3 protein-coding genes are annotated in these 4543 nt (G+C 41.3%); 2 read left to right on the top strand and 1 reads right to left on the bottom strand.

Features of this window, described 5'->3' with window-relative positions:
• On the top strand, positions 1–1779 hold a 1779-nt coding region (locus tag Q1V93_RS04825; protein ID WP_300662225.1), incomplete at its 5' end, for a gliding motility-associated C-terminal domain-containing protein.
• A 114-nt stretch (positions 1780–1893) separates the two neighbouring features.
• Positions 1894–2898 carry a type I glyceraldehyde-3-phosphate dehydrogenase gene (gene gap / locus Q1V93_RS04820; protein WP_300662222.1) on the top strand — a complete coding sequence of 335 codons (1005 nt, stop codon included), beginning with the start codon at positions 1894–1896 and terminating at the stop codon, positions 2896–2898.
• Between the two features lie 53 nt (positions 2899–2951).
• On the opposite strand, the gene Q1V93_RS04815 is transcribed toward gap, so the two are convergent.
• On the bottom strand, positions 2952–4352 hold the full coding sequence (locus tag Q1V93_RS04815) for an SPOR domain-containing protein (protein WP_300662218.1): 1401 nt from the start codon (positions 4350–4352) through the stop codon (positions 2952–2954).
• Positions 4353–4543: the final 191 nt, after the last annotated feature.

The raw sequence follows: 4543 nt of genomic DNA, 5'->3' as shown, positions 1-4543 counted from the left end.
GATGGTGGAACTTACCCGAATAATGACTCTATTTGGTTTGTACCTCCTACAAGAAATGGCTTCTTGGTTGATTTGAAAATCACAGACGGTTTTCCAAGTTCAAACAGAATGCTCAGTAAAGTCAGAGTTTCGCAGTTACCAATTTTTGCAGGAACAGGACCAATTGAGGATACCGTTTGTTTAGGAGAAAATACGGTTTTGATCGGAGGTGTTACACCGAGTGATACTGTCGGAGTTACGATTCCCGGAGGTTCCTACCAAATTGGTGGATCTTTTGCAGGATTAACATATCTTCCGGATGGTTCGGGACAAAACTATGTAACAACCATTAATATTACCGGTTTCCCGAATAATGCCACGATTCAGAACCCAGCGGATTTGAATCAGATTTGTTTGACGATGGAACATTCATGGACAGGGGATTTGGAAATCTGGTTGGAATGTCCGCCAATCGCTCCTGCTACGACCGGAAGTACGGTTATTCTTTTAAACTCATACGATAATACGTTTAATGAAGCGCTTCCCGGAGGAAATAGTGGAAATGGTATTTTCTTAGGTCATCCGCTTGATAATAATTCCCAAACTCCGGGAGTCGGATGGGAATATTGTTTCAGTTCTGTTAACAATACTATCGGACCAATGAATCAAAACTGGGGTAATACCGTTCCTGTAGCTTATCAGGCAGGTCCACCGGAATTATCAGCAGGAAATTCAATGGATCCTTCGGATGTGTATCAACCGGAAACTTCCTTTGGAACTGCTTTGGCAGGTTGTCCGCTTAACGGTGACTGGAAAATCCATGTAAGAGATAATCTGGCACAGGATAACGGGTATATTTTTGAATGGGGATTATTCTTTGATCCTTCTTTCTTCTCCGGATCTGCTGGTTATCAGACTTCCGCAGTAGATACTTACTGGAGTCCGGATCCTACAATTGTGAGCGGACCGAATGATACATTGGTAAACGTCATTCCTAATCAGACAGGTAGTCACAATTATATCTACAATTTGACTGACAATTATGGTTGTCATTACGATACTACGGTAACAATTTATACGTGGCCTGCACCAATCATTTTCCCGGATACTTTAGCATGTAACTTTACGTATAACGTAAATGGAACTGTTGCTGCTAACGGAGGTGTTTGGTCATGCGCAGATACAAATGTTCATTTCTTACCGAATGCAAATGTCTTGAACCCGGTAATTACTTCCAGCATTCCGGGAACGTTTGAAGTCACCTTCACGGATAATGAATGTGGTATGGCAATTACCTCTTCGATTGAATTTATCAATTGGGCTTATGTAACCACGGTGGATACGGTCATTTGTATTGGAGGCACGCTGGTAACGTCTTGTGGAGTATATCCGCAAAATGACTCGTATGTCTGGAGTAATGGTACGGTCGGGCACGATATTACTGTAACGCAGGGTGTTTATACTGTAACCGCAAGTAATGAATGTAACTCGCATTCATCTACGATGACAATCGGGGGGAAAGTATGTTACATCACTGCTCCGAACATTATTGTACTTTCATCTACATCCGGAAACAACAAATTCTTCCTGTCTTATGACGGAGTTGCTGAGTTCCATATTTCCATTGTAAACAGATGGGGGAACTTAATTACGGAATACAACGATCCGGGTGCTGCCTGGGATGGTAGAAATATGAACGGTGAAGTTGTCTCTGAAGGAACGTACTTCTACAAGTTCAGCGCGAAATTGCAAACAGGAGAAGAAATAGAACAACAAGGATTTGTTCAAGTCTTCCACTAATTAAAAATGATGTTAAAAGGCTCTGTGAAAACAGAGCCTTTTTTATTTTTGTATCATTAGGAAATGAACTAGTGCAAACAAGATTAATTGAATATTACAAAGAAGGAGAAAGTTATGGAAAAACGAATCAAAGTAGGGGTAAACGGTTTTGGTAGAATCGGAAGATATTTCAGCCGCCTGGCATTGGCGAATCCTAAAATTGAATTGGTGGCGATTAATGATTTGGCGCCGATTTCGACGTTAGTACACTTGTTGAAATACGATTCGGTTCACGGAAGAATGCATGACGAGTTTGAGATTAATGGAAATGAGTTGATCTTTAATAAAACGGAAAAGATCACCTTTTTGCAACATAAAAACCCGGAGGAGATTCCATGGGGTGATTTGGGAGTAGATATTGTGATTGAATCAACCGGATTGTTTTTAACTTCTGAAAAAGCCGGAGTTCATTTAAAATCCGGTGCCAAACGAGTGATTTTAAGTGCTCCTTCTGTTGGAGATGATATTTTTAACGTGGTAATTGGTGTGAACGATCATTTAATCACGGATGAACATAAAATCATCAGTAATGCTTCCTGTACGACCAATTCGGCTGCTCCGTTAGTGGCAGTTTTGAAAGAGTTTTGTGATATTGAAGAAGCGTACATTACAACGATTCACAGTTATACATCCGATCAGCGTTTGCATGATAGTCCTCATAAAGACTTGAGAAGAGCCAGAGCTGCTGCTCAAAGTATTGTACCGACATCGACCGGTGCAGCAAAGGCGATCACGCGTATTTTTCCTGAGTTGGAAGGGAAAATGGGAGGTTGTGGAATGCGTGTTCCGGTTCCGGATGGTTCATTGACCGATTTGACTGTGATAGTGAAAGAAAACCCACCGACAGTGGAACAAATCAATACAGCATTTAAGAAAGCTTCGGATACCTATTTGAAAGGAATTATCCGCTATACGGAAGATCCGATTGTATCGGTGGATATCCTGGGAGATTCCAATTCGTGTATTTTTGACAGTGAGCTCACTTCTGTGATCGGAAACATGATTAAAGTGGTTGGCTGGTACGATAACGAAGCCGGTTTTTCAAATCGGTTGATTGATTTGGTTGTGAAGATCGGTTAATATAAAAACGTCGGGGCGAAAAATTTTTCGCCCCGACGTTTTTATATTCAATTTTATAATTTCAATACCCACGCTCCCGGAACAGAACCCTGAATTTTAGCAGCTTCTGCAGTTGCCTCGTTCAGTGTGCCGAAACCTTTCACGCTTACACGATGCATTCCGTTGTGCATGGTAACTGCCGCATCACCAAATCCCTGAGAACGCAATTTTGAAGCCAGTTTATTCGCATTTGCTTCTGATCCGAAAGATCCTGCAATCACGTGAAATGATTTGGAACTATCAAAACTTCCTGAAGACCCGGAAGTACTTGCCGGAGTTTTTGTCACAGGTTTCTTGTTTACAGTAACTGTTGGTTTTACAGCAGGTTTTGTAACCGGTTTCGGTGTATTTTCCTTAACGGGTTTCGGAGCCGGGGTTTCTTTAATAACAGTAGCCGGTTTTTTAGCTTCTTTTTCGATTTCTTTGGCAGGGAGCTTATCTTCCACAACCTGCACCTGATCTTCCGGAACGGGTTCTGAGTCAGTATTCGAATCAATATTCACATCTGCTTCGTCTTCCAAAACTTTGACGTCGTCACTTCCTTTGGCAACATCGTCATTGTCTCCCGCTAATTCTGCCAAAATCGGGAAGTCTTTTTTCAAACTGTCGAATTTAATGGCAATGAAAGTTCCCGAGCCTAAAATCAAAACCAAAAGTCCCCAAAGAATATAGGAAAGCACAGAGCTTTTTTTCTTCGCTTTCGGTTCTTTGACTACTTTTTCTTTTTTAGGAGCTTCCTTTTTCGGGGCAACGGTTTCTTTTTGTGGTTTCGGAGTCTCAACGGGAGCTTTTGCTTCCGGTTTTTCAATAACAGGAGCAACCGGAGGAATCACCTTTTCTTCTTTGACAGGTGGAGCTTTTGGAGTTTCAGCAACAACCGGTTTGGGTTCCGAAAATTCCGGTTTTTCTATTTTTATTTCCTGCTCAATAACAGGTGATTTTTCTTCTTCAATTATTGGTTTTTCAACTATTGGAGGAACAATGATCTCCTTTTCCTTCAGCTTTTCATCTTTGTCAGATGAGGCTTCAGTCTTCAGAATCTTTGCTTCTTCTTCTTTTTTCTCAATTGCCGGAGGAGTTGTGCTTTCAGTAGCAGTAGCACTTCCGGACCATACTTCAAACGCAATTTCACCGTCTACTTTGATGAAACGACCAAATTGATACATATCGTAGGAATTGCCTTTATCCAGCTCAGCAGTGACTTCACGAACAAATTTTGAAATCAGGTTGGTAGCATCATTGAGTTCCATGTTTTCCTTACTGGCGATGTGCTTTGCGAGCGTTCCATCGTCAAACTTCAAATAGGGCATAAACAGGATCTCTCCCGTGCTTTCGTTGGTCACTGTCAAAGCACCAAGACCGGGGATAATCAATGTTTTAACCTCTTTTAATAGTTGTAGTAAGTAATTATTCATGATGCGAAGTTTTGTTCTAATTTAAAGTTTTTATCCAAATATCGACGAGAAAGTCATACTCTCTTTCAGCCGGACACCTTTTTCGGTCTGCTCAACCGTACAGCATTCGTTCACGCTGTCGTGCTCCAAAAAGAGTACCAATTCGTTATTGGCAGCCTGATTTAGGAAATCTCCCTTTTCACCTAAGGTAA

Origin of the sequence: Fluviicola sp. (assembly GCF_030151805.1) — a bacterium.
GTDB lineage: Bacteria > Bacteroidota > Bacteroidia > Flavobacteriales_D > Crocinitomicaceae > Fluviicola.
Note: the sequence above shows the minus strand (reverse complement) of the source record. Positions and strands in the feature narration are given on the sequence as shown.